5 protein-coding genes are annotated in these 3,575 nt (G+C 31.8%); 1 reads left to right on the top strand and 4 read right to left on the bottom strand.

Going from position 1 to position 3,575, the window contains the following annotated elements; genetic code table 11:
- Positions 1-50: 50 nt before the first annotated feature.
- Together Q0075_RS01230 and Q0075_RS01225 are read right to left on the bottom strand one after the other, a co-directional pair.
- Entirely contained in the window at positions 51-599 is a 549-nt protein-coding gene (locus Q0075_RS01230) for a hypothetical protein (protein ID WP_297867928.1), read from the bottom strand.
- Between the two features lie 11 nt (positions 600-610).
- Positions 611-1,468 carry a hypothetical protein gene (locus tag Q0075_RS01225; protein WP_297867927.1) on the bottom strand — a complete coding sequence of 286 codons (858 nt, stop codon included), beginning with the start codon at positions 1,466-1,468 and terminating at the stop codon, positions 611-613.
- A 326-nt stretch (positions 1,469-1,794) separates the two neighbouring features.
- On the opposite strand from Q0075_RS01225, the gene Q0075_RS01220 reads away from it, so the two are divergent.
- Positions 1,795-2,412 (top strand): hypothetical protein, encoded by a 618-nt coding sequence (locus Q0075_RS01220; protein ID WP_297867926.1) that lies wholly within the window; start codon positions 1,795-1,797, stop codon positions 2,410-2,412.
- A gap of 61 nt (positions 2,413-2,473) precedes the next feature.
- Here Q0075_RS01220 and Q0075_RS01215 read toward each other — a convergent pair whose 3' ends face one another.
- A complete protein-coding gene (locus Q0075_RS01215) occupies positions 2,474-2,845 on the bottom strand; it encodes a hypothetical protein (protein ID WP_297867925.1) in 372 nt (123 codons plus the stop codon).
- Between the two features lie 203 nt (positions 2,846-3,048).
- Positions 3,049-3,575, bottom strand: a 527-nt coding sequence (locus Q0075_RS01210) for an IS3 family transposase (RefSeq protein ID WP_297867924.1), incomplete at its 5' end; no start/stop codon positions are given.

Genomic DNA, 3,575 nt, shown 5'->3' with positions numbered 1-3,575 from the left:
GATTTATCACTTATAAAACTGAATTGAGTGGTCTAATTAACGGAACCACATTAATCTCTTAAGTCAAATAAACCACAATCTAAGTAGCCAAAATTATCAAGAATACCCATACCTGGGGTATAAGCTAAATATATACTTTGACCAACATAGGGAAATTGACCAGGAATACCCGCATATGCTGATACTTTAGTTGGAGTTGCTGGATTACCATCAATACCAGTTAAGCAATGGGCGCAGGAAATACCAAATGTTCCCAATGGAGACGCTCCAAAACAAGTTAATGTACCTTGAAGCTGGCCATCGAATAAGATTGTCTCATTTGGTAATATCTGTTCCTCCATAAATGGCCACAACACTACATCTGTTGTTATTTGACTATCATCAATCCGTAATTTAGCTGGTATCCGTTGGCGAGGGCTTAAATCCAATTTAGGGATTTTTTCACGTACGAAATAAGTAATACCTAAGCGTCTAGTTAATTTTCCTGCTGTAAACTTAAGTCCAATCATAGAACCAAGAATGTCCGTATTACTACCAACTCTGTCATCAGCTATCTTTCGTAATGCAAGGATACGCTTCAATTGTTTGGTATAAGCCATTATGTTTGTCCTTATGGATCAATTTTAAGTAACTTTGTTGTCCCACCAGTCTCTTTAATTTCATAAAGTTCAAAGGTTGGAGGAGATTTTTTCTCAGGCTGTACAGAGTCAAAAAGTTTATTCAATTCTGAAGCCCAAGCCTGCACAATTTGTAAAGAAGAGTCTCGTTGTGTGCTAGCAGTTGGAGTAGGTAACTTACTTAATATATCTGCTTGTGCTTTAACTTGTTCAAAATACATTGAAGCAGAGGGGGCATTAGATGGGTTTAACAAGGCAGTTGCAGCAGATTTCAAGGCCTGTGCCGCAGATAAAATTGTTTGTAACTCCGAATCTGTTAAGCCTCTCAAAGCAACTTTATTTTTAATTTTTTCTTGAATTTCATCAGCAACTTTATCAACATTAATACCAGCATCTACTGGTGAAACAGCTGCTTGCAGAGTACTAATTCCTGAACGAATTTGAGCAGCTTCAGCTTCTGTTTTAGCTGCAGTAGCACGAGTTGATATAATTCCTCCTAATGCCGTAATTAACTCTGGAATTTTTGTATCAGTCTGCTGTCCAAATGATGTTAGTTGCCCATTTGCTAGAGCAAGCGCCAAGCTACTTGAACCAAAACCTGAACGTGGTTTTGCATAAATAACATTTTGAGAATCATTTAAATGTACGATAGAAATATCAACAGGCTTATCCTTTGCACCAGTGCGAGCAATTAAAAGATATGGTTTAGGGGCATAGATAGGAATACCCGTTTTAGTTTGTAGGTTAGGATCAGAATAAAAAGTAACACCAGCACAACTACAAAGTCCCGTACTAGTACCAATCATCAATATTAGCTTTGTGCTAAACTTTAATTTTCCCCAAAAAATCATTTATTGTTCCCCTGAATGTTGAAATATAATATTTTTTGTAAAAGGCTGTGCTCATTATCAAAATGAAAAAATCCAAAAACCCAACCAAAGTATAATAAGACCTAAGACTGTAGAGGATTAGTCAATATTACAAAATAGTATAAAAAACAATCATCTTCAATATGTTCAAAAAAAAATTTTAGACATAAAATATGTAAAATTATAAAAAACTTAAGATATTTAGAATTTTATTCCTAACAATTTGGTGGTGGTCAGTTACGTGGTGCTATCACCCATCTTTTATTTTAACTTAACTATTGTATTTTTATCTAAAAAGGTGCTTAATTATGAATCGATTAAAAAAATATTTGAAAGATCAATTTTATTCATTTGATAAAAGTTTTTTTACTTATAATATGAAATTCAAGAAAAGCTTGATAGATTCCTTGTATTGGCTCGTTCCTGCATTCTTATTTGTTATTTTAACCAAAAATAAAATCGATTATTTACCTAATAAATATTTTGAAAAGGCCATTTCTGAAGGAATTGGACCAACGTTATGGAATGTAATAGGTGCCATGGGATTGTTTTTTCTAGGTTTATTCTTTCTATTCCCTTCAGTTTATTTCTTTGCAAAAGCGACCCATCGTTTAGTAGAAAATGCTTATTCAATAGGATTGTTGTCATTGGGTCTAATTGTTGGAGAAATATTTTTTTGGTTCCCAAGCATAATTCCAAACTTTAGTCATTCTAAAAATATTATTATAGCCATAATAATTACCATTTTAATAATTATTATATATTTAATGAATTACTCTTTATATTATGTTGGGCAGTTACTTGAAGAAAGAAACAATGAAATAGATTTTAGACATTTAGTAAAAAAATTAGAACTTCGCATAAGAATAACTTTTTTTGTTATATTCTCAATTATTCCTTGTATTTTTCTTCTTTCTGAAATATAGAAATAAATAAAATAATTTTCTATAAAAGAGATTGTTTAAAACAATCTCTAAAAATTTTCAATTATTTAGAAAAGAATAATTGCTCACCAAGGGAATCAATCATTGCTTGAAATTCTGTAAAATGTATAGATGGCAGCTTACCTCTATCTAAAAAATCCCTATCATCAATTATTTCTAAAATTTCACCAATACCATTAGAAATACTTAGTAACATTTCTCGATCAATATTATTATGGATATTATTTCCTGGTGGCGAGGAAGTAATTTTGGACTTGAGAATATTCAACTTATCTATAATAATATTGATATCAGAAATAATCAAATTGGTGGTAGTTAAAGTATACTTATTCAAGTCGACAACTTCATTATGCAAAGTATTAAGATCATTCTTTAATAAGTTGAATTGGCTAATAAACACAGATACTGGAGTCATATTATATTCCATACAAACCTTACATTATGAAATTAAAGTTTATGAAAAATTATAAATATTAATTTAAATTAAAAATATTTTAAATTAAATTATGCCTGTAAAATTAATATAAAAAGTATAGCTTTAGCTATCAACCATATTAAGAGGTGGTCCCACATGTTTGAACAACTAAAAGCTTATTTATAAGTGATACTCTGCTCTAGTTAAGCTACCTTATTTTGTTGTGGTAGCTGGTCATAGTAAAACTCATCTGGAGTCATTTTGTCCAGACTCGAATGAGGTCGTTTCAAATTATAAAATTCAAAATATGCGTTTAATTGCTTCTTCGCATCCAAAACATTGCTGTAGGCTTTGAGATACACCTCTTCATATTTAACGCTCCGCCATAATCGTTCAACCATCACATTATCTACCCATCGACCTTTACCATCCATACTGATTTGAATGCCATTTGATTTCAATACATCAATAAATGCATCACTGGTAAACTGACTGCCTTGGTCTGTATTAAATATTTCAGGTCGACCATATTTTTCAATAGCTTCATTTAATGTTTCTATGCAAAATGTAACCTCCATACTAATCGATACTCTATGCGCAAGTACCTTGCGGCTATGCCAATCAATCACAGCACATAAATAAACAAAGCCTTTTGCCATAGGGATATACGTTATATCCGTAGACCACACTTGATTACTGCGCTGAATAGCCAATCCTTTGAGCAGATATG

The sequence above is a fragment of the uncultured Flavobacterium sp. genome (assembly GCF_937967675.1).
Classification (GTDB): domain Bacteria; phylum Bacteroidota; class Bacteroidia; order Flavobacteriales; family Flavobacteriaceae; genus Flavobacterium.
The sequence above is the reverse complement of the archived record's forward strand: the minus strand, read 5'-3'. Positions and strand labels throughout refer to the sequence as shown.

What these genes read in the sequence shown, in the direction of transcription:
- Q0075_RS01220 (WP_297867926.1), top strand. Translation starts at nt 1,795, where the DNA reads ATGAATCGATTAAAAAAATATTTGAAAGATCAATTTTATTCATTTGAT.
- Q0075_RS01215 (WP_297867925.1), bottom strand. Translation starts at nt 2,845, where the DNA reads ATGACTCCAGTATCTGTGTTTATTAGCCAATTCAACTTATTAAAGAAT.
- Q0075_RS01230 (WP_297867928.1), bottom strand. Translation starts at nt 599, where the DNA reads ATGGCTTATACCAAACAATTGAAGCGTATCCTTGCATTACGAAAGATA.
- Q0075_RS01225 (WP_297867927.1), bottom strand. Translation starts at nt 1,468, where the DNA reads ATGATTTTTTGGGGAAAATTAAAGTTTAGCACAAAGCTAATATTGATG.